The organism is Xanthomonas floridensis, assembly GCF_001642575.1.
Taxonomy (GTDB): domain Bacteria; phylum Pseudomonadota; class Gammaproteobacteria; order Xanthomonadales; family Xanthomonadaceae; genus Xanthomonas; species Xanthomonas floridensis.
This window is the reverse complement of sequence record NZ_LXNG01000055.1, coordinates 159,869-185,002: the sequence shown is the minus strand read 5'-3', so window position 1 is coordinate 185,002 and position 25,134 is coordinate 159,869. Positions and strand designations below refer to the sequence as shown.

22 protein-coding genes and 1 tRNA gene are annotated in these 25,134 nt (G+C 67.2%); 11 read left to right on the top strand and 12 right to left on the bottom strand.

Annotated features, from left to right (window positions below):
• Nucleotides 1-104 precede the first annotated feature (104 nt).
• The 6 genes from A7D17_RS20005 (at nt 105) to A7D17_RS19980 (ending at nt 5,803) form a co-directional block, all read left to right on the top strand.
• Nucleotides 105-2,042: a heme lyase CcmF/NrfE family subunit gene (locus A7D17_RS20005; RefSeq protein ID WP_064510704.1), complete on the top strand. Its 1,938-nt coding sequence runs from the start codon at nt 105-107 to the stop codon at nt 2,040-2,042.
• Nucleotides 2,035-2,637 (top strand): DsbE family thiol:disulfide interchange protein, encoded by a 603-nt coding sequence (locus tag A7D17_RS20000; RefSeq protein WP_064510703.1) that lies wholly within the window; start codon nt 2,035-2,037, stop codon nt 2,635-2,637. The genes A7D17_RS20005 and A7D17_RS20000 overlap by 8 nt, the downstream gene beginning before the upstream one ends.
• Complete coding sequence (locus tag A7D17_RS19995) at nt 2,634-3,068, top strand: cytochrome c-type biogenesis protein (RefSeq protein ID WP_064510702.1); 435 nt, start codon at nt 2,634-2,636, stop codon at nt 3,066-3,068. Before A7D17_RS20000 ends, A7D17_RS19995 begins: the two co-directional genes overlap by 4 nt.
• Nucleotides 3,068-4,078, top strand: coding sequence for a tetratricopeptide repeat protein (locus A7D17_RS19990; protein WP_064510701.1), 1,011 nt, complete (start codon nt 3,068-3,070; stop codon nt 4,076-4,078). The genes A7D17_RS19995 and A7D17_RS19990 overlap by 1 nt, the downstream gene beginning before the upstream one ends.
• 121 nt (nt 4,079-4,199) lie before the next feature.
• On the top strand, nt 4,200-5,402 hold the full coding sequence (metX, locus tag A7D17_RS19985) for a homoserine O-acetyltransferase MetX (protein ID WP_064510700.1): 1,203 nt from the start codon (nt 4,200-4,202) through the stop codon (nt 5,400-5,402).
• A 101-nt stretch (nt 5,403-5,503) separates the two neighbouring features.
• Nucleotides 5,504-5,803 (top strand): DUF1294 domain-containing protein, encoded by a 300-nt coding sequence (locus A7D17_RS19980; RefSeq protein WP_064510699.1) that lies wholly within the window; start codon nt 5,504-5,506, stop codon nt 5,801-5,803.
• Nucleotides 5,804-5,990: 187 nt separating this feature from the next.
• Here the strand turns inward: A7D17_RS19980 and cydC are convergent, their stop codons facing one another.
• Together cydC and cydD are read right to left on the bottom strand one after the other, a co-directional pair.
• Nucleotides 5,991-7,667, bottom strand: a complete 1,677-nt coding sequence (cydC, locus tag A7D17_RS19975) for a thiol reductant ABC exporter subunit CydC (RefSeq protein ID WP_064510698.1) — start codon at nt 7,665-7,667, stop codon at nt 5,991-5,993.
• The gene (cydD, locus tag A7D17_RS19970; protein WP_239692258.1) at nt 7,664-9,388 is read right to left on the bottom strand and encodes a thiol reductant ABC exporter subunit CydD; all 1,725 of its coding nucleotides are present in this window, start codon (nt 9,386-9,388) and stop codon (nt 7,664-7,666) included. The genes cydC and cydD overlap by 4 nt, the downstream gene beginning before the upstream one ends.
• A 177-nt stretch (nt 9,389-9,565) precedes the next feature.
• Here cydD and A7D17_RS19965 point away from each other — a divergent pair, with 177 nt between their 5' ends.
• The 5 genes from A7D17_RS19965 to A7D17_RS19945 all read left to right on the top strand — a co-directional run bounded on the left by A7D17_RS19965 (nt 9,566) and on the right by A7D17_RS19945 (nt 14,011).
• Nucleotides 9,566-11,164, top strand: coding sequence for a cytochrome ubiquinol oxidase subunit I (locus tag A7D17_RS19965; RefSeq protein ID WP_064510697.1), 1,599 nt, complete (start codon nt 9,566-9,568; stop codon nt 11,162-11,164).
• Between the two features lie 16 nt (nt 11,165-11,180).
• Complete coding sequence (gene cydB, locus A7D17_RS19960; RefSeq protein ID WP_064510696.1) at nt 11,181-12,332, top strand: cytochrome d ubiquinol oxidase subunit II; 1,152 nt, start codon at nt 11,181-11,183, stop codon at nt 12,330-12,332.
• A 79-nt stretch (nt 12,333-12,411) separates the two neighbouring features.
• A complete protein-coding gene (cydX, locus tag A7D17_RS19955; protein ID WP_064510695.1) occupies nt 12,412-12,522 on the top strand; it encodes a cytochrome bd-I oxidase subunit CydX in 111 nt (36 codons plus the stop codon).
• 61 nt (nt 12,523-12,583) lie between these two features.
• Nucleotides 12,584-12,660, top strand: a tRNA-Pro gene (locus tag A7D17_RS19950).
• 85 nt (nt 12,661-12,745) lie between these two features.
• Nucleotides 12,746-14,011: an MFS transporter gene (locus A7D17_RS19945; protein ID WP_082862181.1), complete on the top strand. Its 1,266-nt coding sequence runs from the start codon at nt 12,746-12,748 to the stop codon at nt 14,009-14,011.
• On the opposite strand, the gene A7D17_RS19940 is transcribed toward A7D17_RS19945, so the two are convergent.
• The 10 genes from A7D17_RS19940 to A7D17_RS19895 form a co-directional block, all read right to left on the bottom strand.
• A complete protein-coding gene (locus A7D17_RS19940; protein WP_064510694.1) occupies nt 13,992-15,905 on the bottom strand; it encodes a CocE/NonD family hydrolase in 1,914 nt (637 codons plus the stop codon). The genes A7D17_RS19945 and A7D17_RS19940 overlap by 20 nt on opposite strands.
• A gap of 403 nt (nt 15,906-16,308) precedes the next feature.
• Nucleotides 16,309-17,553, bottom strand: a complete 1,245-nt coding sequence (locus A7D17_RS19935; RefSeq protein WP_064510693.1) for a glutamate-5-semialdehyde dehydrogenase — start codon at nt 17,551-17,553, stop codon at nt 16,309-16,311.
• Between the two features lie 131 nt (nt 17,554-17,684).
• Entirely contained in the window at nt 17,685-18,836 is a 1,152-nt protein-coding gene (gene proB / locus A7D17_RS19930) for a glutamate 5-kinase (protein WP_064510692.1), read from the bottom strand.
• A 13-nt stretch (nt 18,837-18,849) separates the two neighbouring features.
• The gene (locus A7D17_RS19925; RefSeq protein ID WP_064510691.1) at nt 18,850-19,110 is read right to left on the bottom strand and encodes a YciI family protein; all 261 of its coding nucleotides are present in this window, start codon (nt 19,108-19,110) and stop codon (nt 18,850-18,852) included.
• A complete protein-coding gene (locus A7D17_RS19920) occupies nt 19,110-19,463 on the bottom strand; it encodes a cupin domain-containing protein (protein ID WP_064510690.1) in 354 nt (117 codons plus the stop codon). Before A7D17_RS19920 ends, A7D17_RS19925 begins: the two co-directional genes overlap by 1 nt.
• Nucleotides 19,463-20,758, bottom strand: a complete 1,296-nt coding sequence (locus A7D17_RS19915) for an argininosuccinate lyase (RefSeq protein ID WP_064510689.1) — start codon at nt 20,756-20,758, stop codon at nt 19,463-19,465. The genes A7D17_RS19920 and A7D17_RS19915 overlap by 1 nt, the downstream gene beginning before the upstream one ends.
• 76 nt (nt 20,759-20,834) lie before the next feature.
• Nucleotides 20,835-21,788 carry an N-acetyl-gamma-glutamyl-phosphate reductase gene (gene argC, locus A7D17_RS19910; protein WP_064510688.1) on the bottom strand — a complete coding sequence of 318 codons (954 nt, stop codon included), beginning with the start codon at nt 21,786-21,788 and terminating at the stop codon, nt 20,835-20,837.
• Complete coding sequence (locus A7D17_RS19905) at nt 21,785-22,396, bottom strand: GNAT family N-acetyltransferase (protein WP_064510687.1); 612 nt, start codon at nt 22,394-22,396, stop codon at nt 21,785-21,787. The genes argC and A7D17_RS19905 overlap by 4 nt, the downstream gene beginning before the upstream one ends.
• Nucleotides 22,397-22,401: 5 nt before the next feature.
• Complete coding sequence (locus tag A7D17_RS19900) at nt 22,402-23,745, bottom strand: acetylglutamate kinase (RefSeq protein ID WP_064510686.1); 1,344 nt, start codon at nt 23,743-23,745, stop codon at nt 22,402-22,404.
• Nucleotides 23,746-23,790: 45 nt separating this feature from the next.
• A complete protein-coding gene (locus tag A7D17_RS19895; protein WP_064510685.1) occupies nt 23,791-24,891 on the bottom strand; it encodes an acetylornithine deacetylase in 1,101 nt (366 codons plus the stop codon).
• Nucleotides 24,892-25,134 lie beyond the last annotated feature (243 nt).

Here is a 25,134-nt window from a genome sequence, read left to right as displayed (position 1 = left end):
ATGGCGCGCCACCCTGCACCGCAGCCTGCGTGGATCTGCCGACCTGACCCGTCTGCGTACTGTTTCCGCTGGCCCGCTCCACGCCGCCCGTTTCTGGCTCTCCCATGCTTGCTGAGCTGGGTACCTTCCTGTTGGTCCTGGCCTTGCTGGTCGCGCTGGTGCAGGCCGCCTTGCCGCTGGCCGGCGCACAACGCGGGCATGCCAGCTGGATGGCAGTGGCGCGGCCCGCGGCGCTGGTGCAGCTGGGATTGATTGCCAGCGCGTTCGCGCTGCTGACGCATGCGTTCCTGGTGCAGGACTTTTCGGTGCGCTATGTGGCCGAAAACTCCAATAGCCTGCTGCCGGTGATCTACCGCTACTCGGCGGTCTGGGGCGCGCACGAAGGCTCGCTGTTGCTGTGGACGCTGGTGCTGGCGCTGTGGACCGGTGCGGTGGCGCTGTGGTCGCGGCAATTGCCGCCACAGGTCGTGGCGCGCGTGCTCGGGGTGATGGCGCTGATCAGCGTGGGCTTCCTGGCGTTCCTGCTGTTCACCTCCAATCCGTTTGCGCGCCTGCTACCGGTGCCGCCCGAAGGCGCCGACCTCAATCCCCTTCTGCAGGACCCGGGCCTGATCATCCACCCGCCGATGTTGTACTGCGGCTATGTCGGCTTTGCAGTGCCGTTTGCCTTCGCCATCGCCGCGCTGCTGGAAGGACGCATGGACGCGCGCTGGCTGCGCTGGACCCGGCCCTGGACCAACGTGGCCTGGGCCATGCTCACCGTGGGCATCGCGCTGGGCAGTTGGTGGGCGTACTACGAACTGGGCTGGGGCGGCTGGTGGTTCTGGGACCCGGTGGAAAACGCCAGCTTCATGCCATGGCTGGTCGGCACTGCCCTGCTGCATTCGCAGGCAGTGACCGAAAAGCGCGGCAGCTTCGCCAGCTGGACGCTGTTGCTGGCGATCGCCGCTTTCGCGTTGTCGCTGCTGGGTACCTTCCTGGTGCGCTCGGGCGTGCTGACCAGCGTGCATTCGTTCGCCGCCGATCCGTCGCGCGGCGTGTTCATCCTGGTGTTCCTGCTGGCGGTGGTGGGCGGCGCGTTGCTGCTGTACGCGATCCGCGCGCCGCGCCTGGCGCCCGGCGATGACCCGCGCCGCGCGTTTGCCGGCAGCTCGCGCGAGACGCTGCTGCTGCTCAACAACCTGCTGCTGACCTGCGCCTGCGCGATGGTGCTGCTGGGCACCCTGTACCCGCTGCTGGCCGATGCGTTGGGACTGGGCAAGCTGTCGGTGGGCCCGCCCTACTTCGGTACCTTGTTCGTGGTGTTGATGGCGCCGCTGGTAGCATTGCTGCCCTTTGGCCCGCTTACGCGCTGGCAGCGCGAACAGGCCTCGCGGCCGCTGGCCCTGCTGGCGCCGTGGGCTGGCCTGGCGCTGGCCGCAGGCGTGCTGGCCTGGTTCATGGCGCCGCAGGGGCAGCTCAAGGCAGCCATCGGCGTCACCGGCGCGGCATGGGTGCTGTTGGGCACATTGCGCTTCCTGTGGACGCGGCGTGCCGCCAAGGGCCGGCGATTCACTGCCGAGATGCTGGGCATGGCGCTGGCGCACCTGGGAGTGGCGGTCTTCCTGGCCGGCGCGCTGCTGGTGGAATCGCTGAGCTTGCAGCGCGAGGTCGCGTTGGCACCCGGCCAGCAGATCGAGATCGGGAGGTACGCGCTGCACTTCGAGAATCTGGAAGCACTGCGCGGGCCGAATTACCTGTCCGACCGCGCCAACCTGCAGGTGTTCAAGGACGATGTGCCGGTTGGCATGCTGCATGCCGAAAAACGCCGCTACGCCAGCGGCGGACAGACCCTGACCGAGGCGGCGATCCGCCCAGGTCCGTTTGGCGACCTGTATGTCGCCCTTGGCGAACCGCTGGGCAACCAGGCCTGGGCGGTGCGCGTCCACCTCAAACCGTTCGTGCGCTGGATCTGGCTGGGAGCGCTGCTGATGGCGCTTGGCGGCCTGGTCACCGCGGCCGACCGGCGTTTTCGTCGTCCTGCGGAGATCCAAGATGTCTGAGTCACGCTCGCCCCGCCTGCCCACTGCGGTACTCGTGGGCGCCATCGTGCTGCTGCTCGCCCTGGCGACACTATTGGTCTATGCGGTGGTGCGCTCCGGTCAGGACGATCGCGATGCCCTGCCCTCGGCGCTGATCGGCAAGCCGGCGCCGGAGTTCGCGCTGCCGTTGCTGCACGACCCCAGCATCGTGGTGCACGCGCGTGAGCTGCGCGGCGCGCCCTACATCATCAATGTGTGGGGCAGCTGGTGCCCGGCCTGCCGCGAAGAACACCCGGTGCTGAGCAAGTTTGCGCTGACCAAGCGGGTGCGCGTGATCGGCTACAACTGGAAGGACGAGCGCGCCGACGCCTTGCGCTGGCTCGAACAACTGGGCAATCCGTATCTGTTGGTGGTGGCCGATGTCGACGGGCGCACCGCCATCGACTTCGGCATTGCGGCGGCGCCGGAAACCTTTCTGGTCGACGGGCGCGGCGTGGTGCGCTGGAAGTACAGCGGCATGCTCACCCAATCCATCATCGACACCCAGCTGATTCCGGCATTGAGCCGGATTGAACGCTCGCCCACCGCCGCCCCGGACCTGCACGCCAAGCCATGAGCCGCGCCTGGCTGCTGACGCTGCTGCTGCTCCCCTGGCTGGCCGTGGCCCAGCCGGTGGGCGATCACGCGCCGCCGCATTACCGTTCCGCCGCCGAGGAAGCGCGCTTCCACGCGCTGACCGCCGAGCTGCGCTGCGTGCAATGCCAGAACCAGTCGCTGGCCGATTCCAACGCGCAAATCGCGCAGGATCTGCGCCGCGAAGTGCTGGCGCTGATGCAGCAGGGCCGAAGCGATACGCAGATCCGGCAGTTCCTGGTCGCCCGCTATGGCGAGTTCGTGCTGTATCGCCCGCAGGTGGAATCGCGCACCTGGCTGCTGTGGTTCGGTCCGTTGCTGGTGTTGCTGCTGGGCGGCACGGCAGTGGTCATGGTGGTACGCCGCCGCAGCGCCACCGCGCCCGCGCTGCCGCCCGACGAGCAGGAGTGGTGATGGTCGGTTTCGTGATTGCGGTGGTGGTCGTTGCACTGCTGGCCGTTGGTGTGGCGTTGCGGCCACTGTGGCGGCAGACGCGCGGGCTGGCCGCCAGCGTGGCGGCGCTGCTGCTGGCCGCCAGTGCAGCGTTGTACTGGTTGGTGGGCACGCCGGGCGCGATCGAGCTGGCCGCCAACCGCCCTGACACGCCACGCACGCTGGATGAGGCCATCGTGCAGCTGCGCGCAGCCCTGGCGCGCAATCCCGACCAGGCTGAAGGCTGGGTGCTGCTGGGACGTTCGCTGTCCAGCCAGCAGAAATTCGCCGAGGCCCGCGACGCCTTTGCGCGCGCGGTGGCGCTGCGGCCGGACGAACCGGACGTGCTGGTGGCGGCCGCGCAAGCGCGCATGCTTGCCGACGACAGCGGGCGCCCGGATCCGCAGGCGCTGCGCCTGCTCGAGCATGCGCTCAGCGTGCAGCCGGACCACCAGCGCGCACGCTGGTTTCTGGGCGTGGTGCAGCGCCAGGCTGGCCAGCCGGCCAAAGCCAGCGCCACCTGGGAGCCATTGCTGCAGGTGGTCGACGCCAGCACTCGCCCTGGCCTGCTCGAGCAGATCAACACCGCACGCCGGGAAGCCGGGCTGGCAGCGCTGCCGGCAGCCGAGAGCGGCGCCGATGCGGCGGCCGGCAAACGCATCAGCGTGCGCATCGCTCTGGATGCGGAATTCGCCAAACGCACCGCGCTGCCCGGCGACACCAGCGTGTTCGTGATCGCCCGATCAGCCGACACTCCGATGCCGGTGGCAGTGGAAAAACATGCCCTCAGCGAATTGCCGCTGACCGTCACCCTGGACGACGGCGACAGCCCGATGCCCACCCGCGCCCTGTCGTCATTGGACAACGTGCAGGTGCTGGCGCGGCTGTCGCGCAGCGGCAACGCGATGCGCCAGGCCGACGATGTGGAAAGCACGCCGATCACCGTGCAACTGCCGGCCAACGCCCCCGTGGAGCTGGTGATCGGACGCTGATCCTGCGTGCGTCAACCAGTCCACCATGCTGCACCAGGCGGTTTGACTCGCACTACAAGAGCACAGCCAACCGCTCCTCCCGATTCCCGATTCCCGATTCCCGATTCCCGATTCCCAGCCAATGACCGAATTCATCCCCACCGGCAGCCTGTTCCACGCCCTGCCCTCGCCGTTTCCGATGAAGCGCGGCGGCGCCCTGCATCAGGCGCGCATCGCGTATGAAACCTGGGGCACGCTGGCCGCCGATCGCAGCAATGCGCTGCTGATCGTCACCGGGCTGTCGCCCAATGCGCATGCCGCCGCCAACCAGGCCAACCCGGAACCGGGCTGGTGGGAGGCGATGCTGGGGCCGGGCAAGCCGATCGATACCACGCGCTGGTTCGTGGTCTGCGTCAATTCACTGGGCAGCTGCAAGGGTTCGACCGGGCCGGCCTCGATCGATCCGGCCACCGGCGAGCGCTATCGGCTGCGCTTTCCGGATCTGTCGATCGAAGACGTGGCCGATGCCGCCGCCGATGTGGTGCGCGCGCTAGGCATCGAACAACTGGCCTGCCTGATCGGCAACTCGATGGGCGGCATGACCGCGCTGGCGCTGCTGCTGCGCCATCCCGGCATCGCACATAGCCATATCAACATCTCCGGCAGCGCGCAGGCCTTGCCGTTTTCCATCGCCATCCGCTCGCTGCAGCGTGAAGCCATCCGGCTGGACCCCAACTGGAACGGCGGCCATTACGACGACACTAGCTACCCGGAATCGGGCATGCGCATGGCACGCAAACTGGGCGTAATCACCTATCGCTCGGCGCTGGAATGGGATGGCCGCTTCGGCCGCGTGCGGCTGGATTCCGAACAGGCCGACGACGATCCGTTCGGGCTGGAATTCCAGGTGGAGAGCTATCTGGAAGGCCACGCGCGCCGCTTCGTGCGCTTCTTCGATCCCAACTGCTATCTGTACCTGAGCCGCTCGATGGACTGGTTCGATCTGGCCGATTACGCCGAGCCGGCTCCGAGCACACAGGCGCCATTGGCTGGCGCCCGCGACGCCGGCGCGCCTGTTGGCAACGCGTCGGCGAGTCAGGGCTCCAGCGATGGCGAGGTGCTGGCCGGCCTGTCGCGCATCCGCATCGCGCGTGCGCTGTCGATCGGCGCCAACACCGACATCCTGTTCCCGGTGCAGCAACAGGAACAGATCGCCGATGGCCTGCGCGCCGGCGGTACCGATGCCCGCTTCATCGGCCTGGATTCGCCGCAAGGCCACGACGCCTTCCTGGTGGACTTCGCACGCTTCGGCCCGGCGGTCCGCGCCTTTCTGGACGCCTGCTGATTGCCAGGTCCAGAGCCACATCCAGACCCAGATCAGGCCCCTCGCAAACCGCCAGCAGCCTACTGCCGCGCCGGCTGCTGGCCGGCCTGTTCGCGGTCGGCATGCTCGGTCTGGTACTCGCAGAGCGGCTGCCGGCTGTGATTGCGCTCTGGTACGCGGCAACCAGCATTGCCGCGCTGATCGCCTATCGGCTGGACAAGACCGCAGCCACGCGCGGCCAGCGCCGCACCCCCGAAGCCACCCTGCATGCCATCGCATTGCTCGGCGGCTGGCCCGGCGCGCTGCTGGCGCAATCGCTGTTCCGGCACAAGACCGTCAAGACTTCGTTCCAGATCGCGTTCTGGGTCAGCGCGCTCGCCAATGCCGCGGCCCTGGCCTGGGCGGTGTATCTGACGCGCTGAAGCGCGCCATGCCTGCGCTTGTGAGTGGCTGACAACACGCCTGCGCAGCCGCGATGCAGGCGCGGCCGGCACGCGGTGCGGCATGTCCCACGCGTCCAACGGGATCCGAGCGCGCCATCCACGCCCAGCTGACGACTGCGCGCTTTGCTCGATTAGCCGCTGCAAGACGCAGCCATGGCGAGGCTGCTCACTCCAGCGGCTGCAGCGTTCCATCACGCATGCGGTAATGCCGGTGCACCACACCGGCAGGCACGCTGTCGTGGGTGATCATCACCAGGCTGCGCTCGCCGAGCGCGGCGGCCAGATCCAGCAGCAAGGCGTGGGCGGTATCCACATCCAGCCCGTCGGTGGGCTCGTCCAGCAGCAGGATGGGCGCATCGCGCAGCAAGGCGCGCGCCAGCGCCAGACGGCGCGCCTGGCCGGCAGACAGCGTGGCACCGTTCTCGCCAACCCAGGTCTCCAGCCCGTTCTGCGCACTGGCCCAGTCGCGTAGACGCACCTGGGCGAGCACCGCCCACAGCGCGGCGTCGCTGGCGGCGGCGTCGCCGATCAGCAGGTTCTCGCGCACGCTGCCTGCAAACACCGGCGCATGCTGCGGCAACCAGGCAATGCGCTGATGCCAGTGCGCCTGCGCACATCGCTGCAGATCGATGCCCGCGTAGCTGACCTGCCCGGCCTGCGGATCCCACAACCGCAGCAGCAGCGCCGACAAGGTGCTCTTGCCACTGCCGCTGTCGCCGCTGATGGCGATGCGCTCGCCCGCTGCCAGGCGCAGGTCGACTCCGCGCAGCAGCGGACGCACGCTACCGGGCCAGGCGAAGCACACCTGTTGCAGCTGCAGCGTGCCCGTACGCGGCACCTCGGCGGGCTGCACCGGGTCGCTGACCGAGGGCGCCTGATCGACGATGGCCTGCAGCCGCCCGGCCGCCACGCGCGCGCTCTGCAGTGCCTGCAAGGCCAACCCGGCGCCGGCCGACACCTCCAGCAGGGCCATGGTGAGAAACACCAGCGCGGCCGCCAGTTCGGCGGTGATCGATCCCAGTTCGGCGGCGCGCAGTGCCAGCCACACCATGCCGGCCAGCCCGATGCCGCCACAGAGCGCATGCAGCAGGTTGCCGGTGATCAAGCGCCGGCGCTGCAGGCGATCGCCGTCCATCAGCGCCGCAGCGTCCGCATCGACCTGTTGCAGCCAGGCGTCCTGGGCGTGGACGGCAGCCAGATCCGCCGCGCCTTCCAGGCCCTCGAATGCCCGGGTCCGCAATTGCGTGCGCTGCTGCGCGCGCAGCCGTTCGCGCTGCGCGCCGCCGCGTGCCACCTGCCACGGCACCAGCCCGCCGATCGCCACACCCAGCGCCAGCAACACCAGCGCCGCGGGTGGATGGATCAACGCGGCGGCAACCACGCCGGCCACCCAGATGCCCAGCAGTGCCGCCAGCGGCGCCAGCGCACGCACGCTCACGCCATCGACCTCGCCGATGTCCGACATCAGCCGCGCCAGCAGATCGCCGGTGCGCGTGGCCGACAGGCGCCCCGGTGCCAGCGGCAAGGCGCGGCGGAAGAACCACACGCGCAGATCGCGGGCGATGCGCAAGGTGGCATCGTGGCCGATCAGTTTCTCGCCGTAGCGCGACACGATGCGCGCGAACGTCAGTGCGCGGATACCGGCCGAGGGCGAAAAGAAATTGAAGCCGGCGCCCATGCCGACCACGCCGGCCAGGGCGGCGGCGGTCAGGAACGCGCCGGACAAGGCCAGCAGGCCCACCCCCGCCAGCAGGGTGACCAGCACCAGCAGTGCCGACAGCCCCAGCCGCCAGGCATGCCGGGCGAACACATCGCGCAGACGGTCGTGGTGTGCCGCGCTCATGGCGACCCCACCGTGACGCTCGCCCCACGCAGGTCGATCACCGTATCGGCCCAGGCCATCACCGCCGCGCTATGCGTGGCCAGCACCACTGCACGGCCGCGCGCGAACACACCCAGCGTGCGCAGCAGCGCAGCTTCCGTGTCCGGGTCGAGGAAGGCGGTGGGCTCGTCCAGCAGCAACACCTCTGGCTCGCGCAGCAGCAGCCGCGCCAGCGCAACGCGACGCGCTTCACCACCGGAGAGCCCGAACCCGCGCTCGCCGATCACCGTATGCAGGCCCTCCGGCAGGTGCGCGGCAAAGCGCATGACCTGCGCAGCCTCGGCCACGGCATGCAGCCGCGCGTCGCTGGCCTGCGGGTCGGCCAGGCGCAGATTGTCGGCAATGCTGCCGTGGAACAGATACGGCCGTTGCGTGGCATAGCCCACCCGCGCACCGGGGCGCAGCACCACGCTGCCCGCTTGCGGGGTGAGCCAGCCGGCCAGGCCTTCCAGCAGCGTGCTCTTGCCGCTGCCGCTGGCGCCGATCACCGCCACCCGCTGCCCGGGTTCCAGCACCACCGAGAACCGCTCGACCACCACCTGCGGCGCGCCAGGAGGACGCAAGGCCAGTTCGCGCGCCTGCAGCAAGGGCATCTGCGCCTGCGCCGCCTCGGCCGCAGCAGGCAGCGGCAATGCGACGGCGATGGCGATGGCGATGGCGGCGTTGTCCGCAAACCCTTCCAGCAAGCGCTCGGACTCGGCCACCGCGGCCAGCGCATTGGCGCGATCGTGATAATGCGCGGCCAGCCGCCGCAATGGTGCGAAGAATTCCGGCGCCAGCAACAGGCAGAACATGCCGGCGCCCAGCGTAGGCAGGCCGTGCAGATCCAGCATGCCCAGATAGCTCAGGCCGAAGTACAAGGCAATGATCGCCACGCTCACCGAGGCGAAGAACTCCAGCACGGTGGACGACAGGAAGGCGATACGCAGCACTTTCAGCGAGCGCTCGCGCACGCCTTCGGCCGCGGCGGCAATGCCGCTCAGCTCGGCCTGGCCGCGGCCATACACACGCAGCAGTCCCAGGCCCTTGAGGCGGTCGGCGAAATGCCCGCCCATGCGGGCCAGCTCGCGCAATTGCTCGCGGCCGGCCGCCTCGGCGCCCCAGCCCACCAGCATCATGAAGAACGGAATCAGCGGCGCGGTCAGCAGCAGCACCAGGCCCACCACCCAATCGACCGAGAACACCGCGATCAGGATCAGCGGCGGCACCAGCAGCATTTCGGTTCGCGCCAGCTGATAACCGACGAAATAGCCTTCCAGCGCATCGGTGTGCGCCAGGCTCAGTTCGCCCAGCTCGCCACTGCGTTGCCGGCGCAGCCACACCGGCCCGTGCTGCACCAGGCGGCGGGCGATGCGCGCACGCAACTCCCGTTTGGCGACATCGGCCACCTCGCCGGCCAACGACTGCGCCCAGGCCGTCAGCAGGGCACGGCCGAGCACCGCCAACAACAGGCCGGCAGCCACCTCGCGCAACTGCAGCAGTGCCAGATGCTGTACCAGCACCGCCTGCAGCAACCAGGCGATGGCGGCAGCCTGTGCCAGCAGCAAGACGCCCGACAACGCCAACGCCATGCCGGCCAGGCGGCGTGATCGCGTGGCCGCTGCGGCCAGTGCGTCCAGCCATTGGCCGCGCTGACGGCGCTGGGCGGGCGTTTCGCTGGCGCGTGCGCTGGGCTGACTCACATTGCGTTCCGAAGACTGCTCATTGCGGGCGATTGTAAGTCGCCTCCTTCCCCTATCGGGATGGACAGTGTGCCGCACCGTGTGCGGGCCGCATTGATTTGGATCAACGCGCATGGCGCGGCAAGCGCAGATGATCCGCCTAACTCCTTCATCGACACCCAACCAGGCCCGCTCGCCATGATCGATTCGACAGTTGTTGAACTGTCGCGGCTGCAGTTCGCAGTCACCGCGATGTACCACTTCATCTTCCCGCCGCTGACCATGGGGCTGTCGTTCCTGCTCGGCATCATGGAAAGCGTCTACGTCATGACCGGCAAGCCGATCTGGCGGCGCATGACCATGTTCTGGGGCGTGCTGTTCGGCATCAACTTCGCCATGGGTGTCGGCACCGGCATCGTGATGGAGTTCGAGTTCGGCATGAACTGGTCGTATTACAGCCATTACGTGGGCGATATCTTCGGCGCGCCGCTGGCGATCGAAGGGCTGATGGCGTTCTTCCTGGAAGCGACCTTCCTGGGCCTGTTCTTCCTGGGCTGGAATCGCCTGAGCAAGGTGCAACACCTGATCACCACCTGGCTGGTGGCGCTGGGCAGCAATTTCTCTGCGCTGTGGATCCTGATCGCCAACGGCTGGATGCAGAACCCCACCGGCGCGGTGTTCAACCCGGACACCATGCGCATGGAGGTGGTGGATTTCATGGCGGTGCTGTTCAACCCGGTGGCGCAGGCCAAGTTCGTGCACACCGTCAGTGCCGGCTACGTGCTCGGTGCGGTGTTCGTGATGTCGATCAGCGCGTTCTACCTGCTGCGCGGCAAACACCTGGACATGGCCCGCCGCTCGTTCGCGGTGGCCGCGGCATTCGGCCTGCTGTCGTCGTTGTCGGTGGTGGTGCTGGGCGATGAAAGCGGCTACGCGGCCAACGAACACCAGAAGATGAAGCTGGCTGCGATCGAAGCGATGTGGGAGACCGAAGCCGCACCGGCCGACTTCACCGCCTTCGGCATTCCCAACCAGCAGACCCATCGCAACGATTACGCGGTCAAGATTCCCTACCTGATGGGCCTGATCGCCACCCGCTCGCTGGATACGCCGATCCCCGGCATCATGGAACTGGTGGAACGCGCCGAGCACCGCATCCGCGGCGGGCAGATCGCCTACGGCGCGCTGCAGCGCATTCGTGCCGACAAGCACGATGCCGATGCGCGCAAGGTGTTCGATGCGCACTGGCAGGACCTGGGCCACGGCCTGCTGCTCAAGCGTTATCGCGACGACATCGGCAACGCCACGCCCGAGCAGATCGCGCAGGCGGCCATGGACACCGTGCCGCGCGTCCTGCCGCTGTTCTGGACCTTTCGCATCATGGCCGCCATCGGCATCTATCTGATCGCCTTTTTTGCAGTGGCGTTCTGGTTCGCCTGCAAGCACAACTTCCAGGAAAAGCGCTGGTTCCTGAGCTTGGCGCTATGGACCTTGCCGCTGCCGTGGATCGCGATCGAATGCGGCTGGTTCGTGGCCGAGTACGGCCGCCAGCCGTGGGCGGTGGAAGGCGTGCTGCCCACCTTCTATGCAGCGTCGGGGCTGGATCTGTACGAGATCGTGCTGACCCTGGTGGGCTTCACCGCGCTGTACACCACGCTGCTGGTGATCGCGATCAAGTTGTCGTTGAAGACCATCCGCAAGGGGCCGGATGTGGTGTTCCCGTCCAACCCGGTGCACGACGTACGCGCACGCACCGCATCGCTGAGCACTGGCGCTGTCGCCGGCAGCGCCCCGTAATCGCAGGAGAGACATCATGGATTTCGTTTTACTCGACTACGCCACCTTGCGCGTGATCTGGTGGGTGCTGCTGGGCGTGCTGCTGTCCGGCTATGCGGTGATGGGCGGCTTCGACCTCGGCGTTGGCGCACTGTTGCCATTCGTTGCCAGGGACGATGCGCAGCGCCGGCTGGTGATCAATACCGTCGGCCCGGTCTGGGAAGGCAACCAGGTGTGGCTGATCCTGGGCGGCGGCGCGATCTTCGCTGCATTCCCGCCGCTGTATGCGGTGAGTTTTTCCGGCTTCTACCTGGCGATGTTCGTGATCCTGTTCGCGTTGATCCTGCGCCCGGTGGGCTTCAAGTTCCGCGGCAAGCTGGCCGATCAACGGTGGCGCGACAGCTGGGACTGGGCCCTGTTCGTCGGCGGCTTCATTCCCGCGCTGATCATGGGCGTGGCAGTGGGCAACGTGCTGCTGGGCGTGCCATTCCATTTCGACGACAGCATGCGCACGTTCTACACCGGCAATCTGTTCGGGCTGTTGACGCCCTTCGCACTGCTGGCCGGCCTGCTCAGCGTGTCGATGCTGCTGGCCCACGGTGCGGCGATGCTGGTGCTCAAGACCGATGGCCCGGTGGCCGAACGGGCGGCGCGCCTGGGCAGCAGCGCGGCAATGTGTGCAGCGCTGCTGTTCGCCGCGGCCGGCGCCTGGGTGGCACTTGGTTTGCCCGGTTATGCAGTGACATCGGTGCTGGCAACCGATGCGCAGACCAATCCGCTGGCCAAGACCGCCGCACTCACCGCTGCCGGTGGCTGGCTGCACAACTACAGCAGCATGCCGGCGACATTGCTGGCGCCACTGGTGGGCCTGCTCGGCCTGGCGATGAGCGCAGTGTTGTTGCGCGCCCGCCGCGGCGGCCTGGCATTCATCGCCTCCGGCAGCGCCATCGTCGGCATCATCTTCACCGTGGGCTTTGCGCTGTTTCCGTTTCTGCTGCCCTCCTCCACCGTCCCAAGCGCAAGCCTGACGCTGTGGGATGCCTCCAGCAGCCGGCTCACGTTATGGATCATGCTGCTGGCCACTACCGTGTTCATGCCGATCATCCTGGCCTATACCGCATGGGTGTACCGCGTGCTGCGCGGCAAGGTCACTGCCGACGAAGTGTCGGCCAATCCCAACGCGTACTGAGTCGCGCCGCTGCGGCACTGCGCGTGCGTTGCCGCGGCGGCTCGCCATCCCGCTTTCATCGACTTCAAGGAGCACACCGATGTGGTATTTCGCCTGGATTCTTGGCACCGGACTGGCTGCACTGGCCGCCGTGCTCAACGGCATGTGGTTCGAGGCACGCGAGCCGGAGCGCAGCCAACCGCCGCATTGAAAAATAGTTGCGGCAGATGCTTGTCGATTCCGCATTCCCTGTGTAACATACGCGGCTCCTTCGGGGTGTAGCTCAGTCTGGTAGAGCGCTACGTTCGGGACGTAGAGGTCGCAGGTTCGAATCCTGTCTCCCCGACCAGTTTCAAAACACAAAACCGGCCTCGCGCCGGTTTTGTGTTTTCAGGCGCCGCTGCACGGATGTGCACGGTGCGGATGGTCCTTGCATGTCTGTTGTCACTGCCACCGCCTCCCCGTCCGCCCAGTTGCGTGGTCGCGGCCTGGTGCTGGCTGCCATTCTGCTTTCTGCGTTCAACCTGCGCACCGCGGTGACCTCGCTGACGCCGCTGCTGGAACGCATCGCCGATGAGTACGCCTTCGGTGCGCCGACCATGGGCGCGCTGGGCATGTTGCCCACCGCTGCGTTTGCGTTGACCGGCGTCGCCACCCCTGCGGTCCTGCGCCGCCTCGGACTAGTACGTACCGCGCTGCTGTCGATGGCCTTGGCCACGCTTGGGCTGGTGCTGCGCCCGCTGTTGCCGGGCACCGGCGGGTTACTGTCAGGTTCGCTGGTGGCGCTGGCCGGCATGGGCATGGGCAATGTGGTGCTGCCGCCGCTGGTGAAACGCTATTTCGGCGAACGCGTGGGCCGGGTCAGCACGCTCTACATCACCGTGTTGCAGGTGGGCACCCTGCTGCCGGCGTTGCTGGCGGTGCCGGTGGCCGATGCGCTGGGCTGGCGCAGCTCGATGGTGGTGTGGGTGTTGCCGGCGTTGCTGGCGCTGGCCGCCTGGGCGCTGGTGCAGACCCATTCGGGACGCCTGCGCGCCACCGGCCCGGCTCCGGTCACCCCGACCCCCGAAGCCGAAGGACGGGTCGCGCGCACCGCGCTTGGCTGGAGCATGGCGGTGACCTTCGGCATGACCTCGCTGGTGACCTATTCGATGTTCACCTGGCTGCCCACGCTGCTGCGCGAGGCCGGTGCCTCGCCCGCCTTCGGCGGCACCATGGTTGCGCTGTTTTCGGCATTGGGCATGGTCGGCGCGTTGACCATGCCGGCGCTGGCGGTGCGCATGCGCAACCCGTTCCCGATCGTGCTGGTGTGTGCGGCCTGCCATCTGCTCGCGTTCGCGGGCCTGTGGTGGGCACCGCTGGCGGCGCCGGTGCTGTGGGTCACCTTGCTCGGATTGGGGCCCAGCACCTTCCCGCTGGCGCTGGTGCTGGTGAACCAACGCAGCCGCACCGCCGCCGGCTCGGCTGCGCTGTCCGGGTTCTCGCAGGGCATGGGGTATGCGATGAGCTGCCTGGGGCCGTTCCTGTTCGGCTGGCTGCATGCGCACCGCGGCGGCTGGACCTCGCCGTTCGTGTTCCTGGTGATCTGCATCCTGATCCAGCTGGTGGCGGCCTGGGTGGCCTGCCGCCCACAGTTGCTGGAAGACAGCTGGGCGCCGCCGGTACGCGGCGCCCGTGCGGTCAGCGCACCGGCAGAGTGATGTAGCTGGGCTGCTCGGGCGTCACGTAGACCCGCTGGGTGGCCTTCTGGTAGTCGCCCGGCTTGGCGAAGAAAATGTTCGGCACGTAGGTCTGCGGGTTGCGGTCGTAGAGCGGGAACAGGCTGGACTGCACCTGCACCATCACCCGGTGACCGGGCTGGAAGGTGTGGTTGGCGGTGGGCAGGCCGAACTCGAACGCCAGCGGCTGATTGGCCGCCAGCGGCTTGGGCGCGCTGAAACTCTCGCGGTAGCGCCCGCGGAAGATCGCCAGCGACACCGGCAACTCGTAGCCACCCATCTTGGGACTGGATGCCATCTCGTCCGGGTACACATCGATCAGCTTCACCACCCAGTCGCTGTCGCTACCGCTGGTGGAGGCCTGCAGATGCACTTCCGGTGCGCCGGCGATCTGCAGGGGTTCGGTCAGCGGCTCGGTGACGAAGGTCAGCACATCCGGGCGCCCGTCCACAAAACGCTGGTCGTGCACCAGCCAGGTGGTCCACATGCTGCGGTCGCCAAAATCCACCGGGCGCGGCACGAACGGCACCGGCTTGGCGGGGTCGGACACGTACTCTTCAAACGCGCTCTGCCCTGCAGCGGGCTTGTCGAACGACAGCTTGCCGCCGGCCTGCAGATACAGCGGTTTGCTCGGCGACGCACAGCCCTTGGCGCAACTGCGCGGCCAGGACTGCAGGCGATCCCAGCGGTTCTCGCCGGTGTCGTAGATGAACACCGGCGGCGTGCTCGCCTTGGGCGCGCCATCCACCAGGTAGTGGTCGAAGAACGGGCGCAAGACATCGCGGCGAAACTGACGCGCGGTGTCGCCATCGAAGTTCAAAGCGCCCAGGGAGCTGCCATCGTAGTTCACCTGGCTATGCCGCCACGGGCCCATCACCAGATAGTTGAGCGTATTGCTTTTGTCGCGCGGCTCCATCGCCGCATAGCTGTGGATCGCGCCCCACATGTCTTCCTGGTCCCACAGCCCCTGCAGCCACATCGTGGGCACCTTCAGCGGCGTGCGCGCCATCACCTTGTCCAGCGCCTGCTCCTGCCAGAACGCATCGTAGGCGGCGTGTTCGGTGAGCTTGTGCCACCACGGCAACTGCTCCAGGCCGGCGGCCTTGGCGAAGTCGCCGGCCGAGCCGGCACGCAGGAAGTTGCTGTAGTCGTCGTGGCCCTGCCGCGGAATGCCGACGCCCTTGCCGCGCTTGCTGAGCTGGCCGGTGAAGTAGTCGAAGTTGACCTGGCGGAAGGCGCCGTAATTGAACCAGTCGTCGCCCATCCAGCCATCGATCATCGGGCTTTCCGGCGCCGCCACCTTCAACGCCGGATGCGGGTTGGTCAGCGCCATCACCACGGTGAAGCCTTCGTAGGACGAGCCGATCATGCCGACCTTGCCGTTGGATTCGGCAACGTTCTTGACCAGCCAGTCGATGGTGTCCCACGCATCGGTGGCATGGTCCACCTCGCTGGGATTGAGCGCGCCACGCAGCGGGCGGGTCATCACGTAGTCGCCCTCGGAGCCGTACTTGCCGCGCACGTCCTGGAACACGCGGATGTAGCCGCCCTCCACGAAGATGTCGTCGCCGGGCGGCAGCAGATCCTTCATATGCGGCGAGGCCAGGCGCTCGCTACGGCCACTGGCGTCGTAGGGCGTGCGCGTCAGCACCATCGGTGCATGGCGTGCGCCCTTGGGCAGCACGATCACGGTGTGCAGCTTCACCCCATCGCGCATCGGGATCATCACCTCGCGCTTGATGTAGTCGTTGGCCGCGTCGGGCGCCACGAAGGGCTTGCCGGTGATGTCCGGCGTCATCGCCGAGGTCTGGGCGAAGGCACTGCCGGTGGCGGCGGCAATGGCAGTGGCGAGCAGGCAGGCGGCAAGACGGCGCATCGACAGACTCCAGATAGCACGGGGGCAACTGCCGACTGTAGGCAGGGGCCGGGCCGCCAGGGGAGTGTCAAAGGTCGTGGTTACGGCGTGCAGCGGCATGACTGACGCAGTGCTTGACTGACGGCCAGGCGGCGCTACCGGCGACTGCCCCCTGTCCTGCGGTGGTGGCGAGCTCCACGGACCTGGAACGTGCGGCGCACACGCCAATCATTGCGATGCGCATTGCAGCGGCCGTGCTACCGCTAGCTGTTTGGGTATCTGCGGCTCCGCTGCGGCTCCGTGTCGCGGTAGCTGCGGCCAACCACCTCCGTAGGGAGCTAACCGCAGCGCCTAACCCCAGCAATGCGCACGGACCTGCCTACCGGCGCAGACGAGCGCCACGCCAACGCCACCGCCGACGGCGTCAGTGCCGCACTTGCCCCTCGCCACGCACCACGAAACGCTCCACGGTGAGGGCCTCCAGGCCCATCGGCCCATACGCATGCAGGCGCGTGGTGGAAATGCCGATCTCCGCGCCCAGGCCAAGTTCGCCACCATCGGAAAACCGCGAGGAGGCATTGACCATCACCACCGCCGAGCGCAGCGACTGTACGAACCTACTGGCGTTGGCGGCGTCCTGGGTGGCGATCACTTCGGTGTGATCCGAACCGTGCCGGCGGATGTGCGCCAGCGCGGTGTCCAGGTCCGGCACCACGCGGATAGCCAGGATCAGATCCAGAAATTCGGCGGCGTAATCGTCTTCGGTGGCGAGCGCTATCTCCGGCAGCACTGCGCGTGTTGCTGCATCGCCACGCAGTTCGACGTTGCGCGCGCGCAACGCGGCGGCGGCGGCAGGCAGGAAGCGCTCGGCGATATCCGCGTGCACCAGCAGGGTTTCCAGCGCGTTGCAGGCCGACGGGCGACTTGCCTTGCCATCGACCAGCAGGCGCACCGCCAGCTCCAGGTCGGCCGAAGCGTCTACGAACAGATGGCAGACGCCCTTGTAGTGCTTGATCACCGGCACGCGTGCGTGCTCGGCAACGAAGCGGATCAGGCCCTCGCCACCGCGCGGGATCGCCAGGTCGACGATGTCGCTGAGCTGCAGCAGCTCCAGCATGGTCTCGCGGCGCAGATCCTGTACCAGCGTCAATGCTGCTTCAGGGACATCGGCCGCACGCAAGGCATGCTGCAACGCCTGCGCGATCGCGGTGTTGGAATGGATCGCTTCCGAACCACCCCGCAGGATCACGCCGTTGCCGGCCTTGATGCACAGCGCCGCCGCATCGGCAGTCACATTGGGGCGCGCTTCGTAGATCATCGCGATCACGCCCAGCGGCACGCGCACCTTTTGCACGCGGATGCCGTTGGGGCGGATGTCGTCGCGGGTGACCTGGCCGACCGGATCAGGCAGTTGCGCCACCTCACGCAGCGCGGCAGCGATGCCGGCCAGGCGGGTGTCGTCCAGTGCCAGCCGATCCAGCATGGCCGTGCCAGTGCCCTTGGCGCGGGCAGCCTCAAGATCGCGCGCGTTTGCGGCAAGGATCAACACCGCATCGGTTTCCAGCGCGGCAGCCATCGCCTCGAGCAGATCCTGCTTGGCCTGCGCGGAAAGCTGCGAAAGCACCTGTGCGGCATCACGACATTGCAGGGCGAGGGATTTGATGGTCATTGGGGGAATCGGGAGTGGGAAATCGGGAAGGGTAAAAGCGGGCGCCACCACTTTACTGCGACGACATCGGCAGCGGGAAAGTCAGCTGGAAACGTTGTTGCGATTCCCAACTCCCGATTCTCGATTCCCCGCTACAACAGCACCAGGTCGTCGCGGTGCACCACGTTCTCGCCGTAGCTGTATCCCAGCACGCTGTCGATCTCGCGCGAATGGCGGCCGGCGATGCGACGGATGTCCAGCGCCGAGTATTGGCTGACCCCGCGCGCCAGACAGTGCTCCCCACCGGCATCGCGCAGGCGGATCTCCACCATGTCGCCGCGACGGAAATCGCCTTGCGCACCGGCTACGCCGCCCGGCAGCAGCGAGGCGCCCTTGTCGCTGAGTGCGGTGGCCGCACCCGCATCGATCAGGATCGCGCCGGCTTCCACCGGTGCGTGCCGCAGCCAGTACTTGCGTGCGGCAATGCGCGTGCGCGCGGCGTGGATGCGGGTGCCGCGCAGGCGGTCCTGTGCCAGCCCGCGCACCACCTCGCCACTGCGTCCATTGAACAGATAGGTTTCGATACCGGCCGCGCCGGCCTTGGCGGCGGCTTCCAGCTTGGTGCGCATGCCACCGGTGCCCACGCTGCTGCCGCTGCCGCCAGCCATCGCCAATACCTCGGGCGTGAGGTCGGGCACCTCGTCGAGCGCGCGCGCCAACGGGTTGCTGCGCGGGTCGGCGCTGTATAGCCCGTCGATATCGGTAGCGATGAACAAGGCATCGGCATCGACCAGCGCAGCGACGATCGCGGCCAGGTTGTCGTTATCGCCCAGCTTGAGCTCGTCCACCGACACGGTGTCGTTCTCGTTGATCACCGGCAGCGCACCCAACCGCAGCAGCTCGCCCAGGGTGGCGCGCGCATTGAGGTAACGGCGGCGATTACGCAGGTCGTCGTGGGTGAGCAACACCTGCGCCACCGGGCGTTCGAAAAAACGCTGCCACAGTGCGATCAGTTGCGCCTGCCCGAGCGCGGCCAGCGCCTGCCGCGCGGCGATCGGCGCACCGATCTCGGCGGCCTTCGGCAGGATTGCGCGGCCGGCGGCCACCGCGCCGGAGGACACGATCACCAGTTCACGCCCGGCTGCCAGATTGGCCGAGACGAACTGCGCCAGCCCCAACGCAAAGCGCGGCGACAGACCGCCGCCATCGGCGGCGAGCAGGCTACTGCCGACCTTGAGCACTGCGCGTCGCCATGGCGGCAGCGCTTGCTCGATAAACGGCGAGGTGGTGGCAGGCGTGGTCATCGTGGCGAGAGGCTCAGTGCGTTTTCCATTCGTGGACGGTGAGCGTGGAGGCATCGCGCAGCACCAGTGGATCGCGCGCCACGATCTGCTGCGCCTGCTTTAGGCTGTCCACGTTGACCAGCACGTAGGCGCCGCCGCTGCCATCGCTGAAACCACCGGTCAGCTCCAGCTGCCCGGCCTCCCGCAGCGCCTGGAGAAATGCGCGATGCGGCTCCACCACATCCGCCGGGAACTGCGGCTTGCGCATCGCCAGCACCAGATACCGCATGGACATCAGCCAGCCTCCTTGTCGGGTGTTGCCTCGCTGCGACCGAACGGCGTGGAAATCACCAGAAAGCGCGCCTGTTCGTCGGAGAGATTGTGCATCTGGTGGGTGGAACCGGGCGGCACATGCAGGCTCTGTCCCGCGCGCAACACATGCTGCTCGCCGTCCAGCTGCAGCATCACTTCGCCAGCCAGCACATAGACAAAGTGCCGCGCGCGGCTGTGCCGGTGACGCAGTTCGGCTGCGCCGGGCGGCATGTGCTCTTCGAGCACGCTCAGGTTGGGGTCGCGCAACAGGTGCCAACCGTCGCTGGCTTCCCCCCAGGGGTAATGCTCGGCGGTGTCGGTGCTGATCATGGCCATCAGACCAGCGCCTGCCAGCGGGCCCGCAACACATCCAGCTTCAGGTCCGCCGCCGCACCGGGCGAGACACGCGCAGCCAGGCTGCCTTCCGGCGTGCGCCCCTGCCCTGCAGTGTCCGAGGCTTCGGCGGCCGCCTTGTAGGCATCGCGGAACGGCACCCCGGCCACGGCGGCTTCCACCGCCACATCGGTGGCGTACATGCCGGAATCGATCGCTGCCTGCAGCTTGTCCGGGCGCCATTCCAGGTTGGCCAGCAGGGCCGGCAGCAATTCCAGCGCGGCCAGGCCGCGGCCGAAACCGTGCACGATGGCGCCCTTGCTGCTCTGCAGATCGCGGTGATAACCGGACGGCAGCGACAGCAGTTGTTCGATCTCGGTTCGTGAGGCCGCCACACTGGCGTGGGTGGCCCGCATCAATTCGATGACATCGGGGTTGCGCTTGTTGGGCATGATCGAGCTGCCGGTGGTGTACTGCGCCGGCAACGCGACAAACGCGAACTCGCCACTGGTGAACAACGACAGGTCCCAGGCGATGCGCCGCAAGTCCAGGGTGGCGCTGCCCAGCGCCTCGAGCGCGGCCAGCTCGTACTTGCCCCGCGAGAGCTGCGCATAGATCGGCGAGACCTGCAGCCGCGCGAAGCCCAACGCGGCCGTGGTGTGCGCGCGGTCCAGCGGCAGATTGACGCCGTAACCGGCCGCGGTACCGAGCGGATTACTGTCCACCAGCTGCAAGGTGTCATTGGCGCGCACCGCGTTGTCGATGAAGGCCTCGGCCCAGCCGGCCCACCACATCCCCGCCGAAGACACCACCGCCCGCTGGATATGCGTGTAACCGGGCACCGGCAACGCCGCCTCGGCCTGGGCGCGGTCCAGCGCCACCTTGGCGATCTCGCTACTGAGCTCGGCCACGCGCTGCAACTTGTCCTTCAACCACAACCGCGTGGCCACCAGGATCTGGTCGTTGCGGCTGCGCCCGGTATGGATCTTGCGGCCGGCATCGCCCAGGCGCTCGGTCAGGCGCGCCTCGATGGCCGAATGGCAATCTTCGTACTGCTCGTCCAGCACGAATGCACCGCTGCGGAAATCATCGGCCAACACCGCCAGCTCGCGCTGCAGACCGGCCAGCTCGTCGGCGCCCAGAATGCCGATGTGCTGCAGGCCTTGCGCATGCGCCGTGCTGGCAGCGATGTCGTACAGGAAGAACTCGCGGTCCAGGATCACGTCGTCGCCGGCCAGGAAGGCCTGGATCTTGGCGTCCACCGCCACACCGGGTTTTTGCCACAACAGATTGGTCATTGGAAAGCGTCTCAAGATACATCGTCTGATTTAAAACCCCGCACATGGATGAGCGGGCTCTTGCGAGGGACTGGCATCAACGAATTGCAGTCAGCTCGTCCCAGCCCAGCGCACGATTGAGGTTCTGCATCGCCTGCGTCGCCGCGCCCTTGAGCAGGTTGTCCAGCGTCGCCACCACCACCACCCGCTTGTTACCGGGCGCCAGGGTGATGCCGCCGATCTGCACGCCGTGCCGGCCGGCGATGCGGCTGACCCAGGGCGCTTCGTCCACCGGCTCGATCAGCGGCTCATCGGCGTAGCGCTGCGCGTAGCGCGCCGCCAGCTGCTCGCGCGTCAGCGGCTGCTGCAGCCAGGCATTGACGGTCATGGTGATACCACGGAAATGCGGCGCCACATGCGGCATGAATTCCACCGGCACGCCGAGCTGCGCGGAGACTTCGCGCTCGTGCATGTGGTTGGTCAGTGCATACGGCATCAAGTTGTCGGCCAGCAGCTCGGGGTTGTTCTTGTCAGAGGGCGTGGTGCCGGCGCCGGAATAACCGGACACGCCGAAGCATTGCGGCGGGCCGGCCAGCTGATCCAGCAGCGGTGCGATCACCAGCTGCATGGCAGTGGCGTAGCACCCCGGGTTGCTGATGCGCCGTTGCCCGGCATAACGCGTACGGGTGAGTTCGGGCAGGCCGTAATACCAGGCCGGATCGAAGCGATAGTCGGCGGATAGATCGATCACCAGCGTCTGCGGCCTGGACGCATCGATCGCGGCCACGAACGGTTCGGCCTTGCCATTGGGCAGTGCCAGAATCACCACGTCGGCCGCCTTGGCGGCCACCGCGTCGGCGTCCAGACTTTCGAACCGCAGATCGCCGCGATAGCCGTCGTTGTGGTCGGCCACCGCCTGCCCGGCCAGTTCACGCGAGGACACGAAGACCAGCTGCAGATGCGGATGCGCCGCCACCAGCTTGATCAATTCCGAACCGGTATGCCCGCGGGCACCGACAATGCCGATGGTGGTGGTTGCTTGAACACTCATGCGTTTGCTTCCAGGCGGAACTGCAGGTGGCGTTTGACCCCGGCCCATTCCGTATCGATGATGGAGAACACCACGGTATCGCGCGGCGTGCCGTCGGCGTGGCGGGCGTGATTGCGCAGCACCCCGTCCTGCTTTGCACCGAGCCGCGCAATGGCCGCGCGCGAGGGATGGTTGAACCAGCTGGTCTCGAACACCACGCTCAGGCAATCCAGCGTTTCGAAGGCATGCTGCAGCAGCATCAGCTTGGTTTCAGTGTTGACGCCGGTGCGCTGCACACGCGGGGCGTACCAGGTGTAGCCGATCGACAGCCTGGGCACCGTCACGTCCAGCCCGTAGTAGCGGGTGCAGCCGACGATCTCGCCTGCCGCATTGCGCACCACGAAGGGCAGCATCCTGCCTTCGGCCTGCGCTGCCAACGCGGCGGCCAGGTAGTCGTCCAACTGCGCCGGTGCCGGCACGGCGGTGTACCACAGCCGCGACAACGCATCGTCTTCCAGCGCGGCACGCAGGCCGTCGACGTGCGCTGCCTGCAAGGGCTCCAGCGTCGCATGCTGCCCGCGCAGCGTGGGCAGCTCGCGCCACAGCAAGGGCAATTGGCTCCAGGTCATCGCGCTCAGCCCAGCAAGGTCGGCTGACGGGTGGCGCAATGCGCCACGCAGTGCTGGATCTGCTCGAAGTTCTCCAGCCCGTACCAGAACACCTTCCACTTCTCCTGCTTGATGCAGCCGTCGGATTCGGCGTAGTAGAAGATGTTGACCTGGTTGTTGTGACGCGAGCGCCAGAACAGCTGCGGGGTTTCCTCGCGCATCACGTTCCACACTGCCCGGCCCAGACCTTCGCCCTGCGCGTCGTCGAGGACGGCGAACTTGTCCAGATAGGTCAGCCGGCCTTCGCCGAGCTGGCCTTCGTCGGTGAGGATGACCGCGGCGCGATAGTTCTCGCTGACGTAGGCACGCAATAGCGTGGTGTTGGAAAAATAGTCCGGCACCAGGGTACGGCCGAAGCTGGATTCGATCAGCGATTTGAGCCGCGGCAGATCCAGCTCGTCCCAGGACGTGGCGCGCAGCACGCGCTCGCCCCGCCGCACCAGCGTGCCGGAGCCCTTGTGGGTGAACAGTTCCTTGGCCAGATCCGCCGGCCGGGTGATCGACACCGACGACTCCAGTGGCAGCCGGTCGAGCAGATCCTTGATCTGTTCGATCTTCACCCGCATGCCGCCGTTGATCCACGGCTGCTGCATCAGATGATCGTACTCGGTGGACAGGTTGATCGAATCGATCAGCTTGCCATCGGCATCCAGCAGGCCGCCGGTGCCGGTGAGAAAGATGATCTTGTACGGCTGCAGCTCCTGCACCAGTTCGTTGGCGGCAAAGTCCGCATTGACGTTGAGGATCTGCCCGCTGGGCGTTTCGCCCAGGCTGGTGATCACCGGGATCGAACCGGCCTGCAGGCTGGCTTCGATCGGTGCCAGATTCACCGCCTTGACCTCACCCACCAGGCCATAGGTCTGGCGATCCAGGTAGTGGGCTTCGAACACGCCGCCGGTGATGGAAGTAGCGCGCGCGCCGTTTTGCTGCAGCGCTTCCACCAGCTTGAGGTTGGACGCCTGGAACACCTTGCGCACGATCGCCAGCGCTTCGGGCGAGGTCACCCGCAAGCCGTTGACGGTCTGCTTTTCGATGCCGGCGGCCGACAGTTCGGCGTCCAGCTGCGGGCCCGCGCCGTGCAGCACGATCGGGGTCAGCCCCACTTCCTGCAGGAACGACAGCGACGACGTCAGTGCCTCCAGATCGTCGCGCAACACCGCGCCGCCAACCTTGACCACCGCAAAGCGTTTGGCGTCGAGCTGCGAAAACCGCTTGAGGTACTGGCTGATTTCCTTCGCGCTGGCCATGCTCGAAAGCAGGCGCACGATGGTTTGACGGGTCTGTTTGTGGGGCTGTGCTGGGAGGGACATTGCCGTGATCGAAAGAGGAAGGAAGCGCCAGGCGCAAAGGTTGGTTTAGCAGGAACCGTTGATGATGCGATGCACCGATTCGGTATAACGCTGCAGTTGTTCCAGCGTCACGAACTCATCGGCGGTGTGCGCCTGGGCGATGTCGCCCGGGCCGTAGACCAACGCGGTATAGCCGCCGGCCGAAAACAGCGAGGCTTCGGTCCAGAAATCCACCGCGTTGCCGATCGGCAGGTCCAGCGCATCGGCCACATCGCGCGCGGCCAGGCGACGCTCTTCGGCACGCGCAATGTCGCCGGACGGCAGGCTCGGGCCGCGAAAGGTTTCTTCGAACTGTGCCGCTGCCGGATCGGCAAAACCGGCGAAGGTCGCCAGCAGGTCGTCCACATCCATCGACGGCAGCGGTCGGAAACCGAAGCGCAGCTCGGCCGCCGGCGCGATCATGTTGGCCTTGATGCCACCGTCGACGCGGCCGATGTTGAAGCGCAGGCCGGTCAGCCCGCCGAAGCGTGCATGTGCCAGTGCCTCGACATGATCCAGCGCCTTGCCGCCCCAGCGCATCGCCTGATGCAAGGCGCTTGCCGAAGGGTCCTGCTTGCCCGACGCATGCCCGGCGCGGCCGGCAAAGCGCATCAGCACCGAACTGATGCCGCGATGCGCCAGCACCGCTTCGCTCATGGTCGGCTCGGCGACCAGCACCGCTTCATACGGCAATCCACGCGCCAGAAACGCCGCGATACAGCGCGGATCGTTGGCCTCTTCGTCGGAGGAAAACAGGAACGCCGCATCGCCGTCGCCGGCATTGGCCGCTGCCACCAACGCCGCCGCTGCGCCCTTGATGTCGCAGACACCCAGGCCGATCACGCGATCGTCGGTGCGCCGCATCACGTGTGGGTCGGCGCTCCAGTGTGGCGAATCCGGGACGGTGTCCAGATGCACGTTGAACAGATACGTTGGAGTTCCACGCACCGCATACAAGCTCACCGCCCCGGCGCCGTGGTCGATCACCTCGACCTGGAAACCGGGCAGCTGCGCGCGCAGGTAGTCAAAGATGCCGCCTTCGGCAGCGATCGCGCGAGGCGGATTGCGGGTGTCGAAGGACACCAGTGCCTGTAGATGCGTCAGTGTGTTGTCGAGCAGTGTGGTCATTGATCGCGTCTTATTGCGTCGGCAGCGTGGGTGGACTTTTTGATTGCGTCAGACAGCGTGTGGTTTGTCTTTCTAAAGCCATCTGCCCCTTCCCCCGCCTGCGGGGGAAGGGGCCCGACAGGGCGGATGGGGGCATGCAGCTCGTCGCCCTCATCCGGCGCTGTGCGCCACCTTCTCCCGCACGCGGGAGAAGGAAGATGCGTCAGTGTGTTGTCGAGCAGCGTGGTCATTGATCGCGTCTTA

Coding starts and splice junctions, on each gene's coding strand:
- A7D17_RS19925 (WP_064510691.1), bottom strand. CDS start 19,110: ATGTCCATGCGGTATCTGGTGCTGGCGATGCGCAAGCCGCAGTTCCCG.
- A7D17_RS20000 (WP_064510703.1), top strand. CDS start 2,035: ATGTCTGAGTCACGCTCGCCCCGCCTGCCCACTGCGGTACTCGTGGGC.
- A7D17_RS19995 (WP_064510702.1), top strand. CDS start 2,634: ATGAGCCGCGCCTGGCTGCTGACGCTGCTGCTGCTCCCCTGGCTGGCC.
- A7D17_RS19945 (WP_082862181.1), top strand. CDS start 12,746: ATGTCTGTTGTCACTGCCACCGCCTCCCCGTCCGCCCAGTTGCGTGGT.
- cydB (WP_064510696.1), top strand. CDS start 11,181: ATGGATTTCGTTTTACTCGACTACGCCACCTTGCGCGTGATCTGGTGG.
- cydX (WP_064510695.1), top strand. CDS start 12,412: ATGTGGTATTTCGCCTGGATTCTTGGCACCGGACTGGCTGCACTGGCC.
- A7D17_RS19920 (WP_064510690.1), bottom strand. CDS start 19,463: ATGGCCATGATCAGCACCGACACCGCCGAGCATTACCCCTGGGGGGAA.
- cydC (WP_064510698.1), bottom strand. CDS start 7,667: ATGAGCGCGGCACACCACGACCGTCTGCGCGATGTGTTCGCCCGGCAT.
- A7D17_RS20005 (WP_064510704.1), top strand. CDS start 105: ATGCTTGCTGAGCTGGGTACCTTCCTGTTGGTCCTGGCCTTGCTGGTC.
- proB (WP_064510692.1), bottom strand. CDS start 18,836: ATGACCACGCCTGCCACCACCTCGCCGTTTATCGAGCAAGCGCTGCCG.
- argC (WP_064510688.1), bottom strand. CDS start 21,788: ATGAGTGTTCAAGCAACCACCACCATCGGCATTGTCGGTGCCCGCGGG.
- A7D17_RS19905 (WP_064510687.1), bottom strand. CDS start 22,396: ATGACCTGGAGCCAATTGCCCTTGCTGTGGCGCGAGCTGCCCACGCTG.
- A7D17_RS19965 (WP_064510697.1), top strand. CDS start 9,566: ATGATCGATTCGACAGTTGTTGAACTGTCGCGGCTGCAGTTCGCAGTC.
- A7D17_RS19990 (WP_064510701.1), top strand. CDS start 3,068: ATGGTCGGTTTCGTGATTGCGGTGGTGGTCGTTGCACTGCTGGCCGTT.
- A7D17_RS19935 (WP_064510693.1), bottom strand. CDS start 17,553: ATGACCATCAAATCCCTCGCCCTGCAATGTCGTGATGCCGCACAGGTG.
- A7D17_RS19980 (WP_064510699.1), top strand. CDS start 5,504: ATGCTCGGTCTGGTACTCGCAGAGCGGCTGCCGGCTGTGATTGCGCTC.
- A7D17_RS19940 (WP_064510694.1), bottom strand. CDS start 15,905: ATGCGCCGTCTTGCCGCCTGCCTGCTCGCCACTGCCATTGCCGCCGCC.
- metX (WP_064510700.1), top strand. CDS start 4,200: ATGACCGAATTCATCCCCACCGGCAGCCTGTTCCACGCCCTGCCCTCG.
- A7D17_RS19915 (WP_064510689.1), bottom strand. CDS start 20,758: ATGACCAATCTGTTGTGGCAAAAACCCGGTGTGGCGGTGGACGCCAAG.
- A7D17_RS19900 (WP_064510686.1), bottom strand. CDS start 23,745: ATGTCCCTCCCAGCACAGCCCCACAAACAGACCCGTCAAACCATCGTG.
- A7D17_RS19895 (WP_064510685.1), bottom strand. CDS start 24,891: ATGACCACACTGCTCGACAACACACTGACGCATCTACAGGCACTGGTG.